Genomic DNA, 485 nt, shown 5'->3' with positions numbered 1-485 from the left:
TGAAGTTCTCCGTGATATCAGTTTTCATATCCCTCCCGGATCATTTCAGTTTCTAACCGGTGCCTCCGGAGCAGGAAAAACATCGTTGATGCGTCTTATGTTTTTGGCACTCAAACCAACCCGCGGACACATTGATTTATTTGGAAATGATACAGCATTGCTAAAACGGCAAGAGCTTCCTGCACTGCGCCAACGCATTGGTGTTGTCTTTCAAGACTTTCGTCTCCTTGATCACATGACCACTTATGAAAATGTCTCTCTACCATTACGCATTAAAGGACAAGAAGAAGCAACTTATCGCAGTGAAGTGGAAGATCTTCTCTGTTGGGTGGGCCTTGGTGATCATATTCATGTTTTACCACCGGTTCTTTCTGGTGGAGAAAAACAAAGGGTAGCGATTGCACGAGCGCTCATTGATCAACCTGAAATCCTTCTCGCTGATGAACCAACCGGAAATGTCGATCCTCCTTTGGCAAAACGCCTGC

The 485-nt window shown here is 45.4% G+C and carries 1 protein-coding gene; it reads left to right on the top strand.

The genetic code is table 11. The features are described 5' to 3' along the window. The coding region (locus J7R05_RS07840; protein WP_208541832.1) for a cell division ATP-binding protein FtsE at window positions 1–485 on the top strand (485 nt) is incomplete at both ends.

This window comes from Bartonella capreoli (assembly GCF_902813205.1).
In the GTDB taxonomy this organism is placed as follows: domain Bacteria; phylum Pseudomonadota; class Alphaproteobacteria; order Rhizobiales; family Rhizobiaceae; genus Bartonella; species Bartonella schoenbuchensis.
This window is presented reverse-complemented; position numbering and strand designations above follow the sequence as displayed.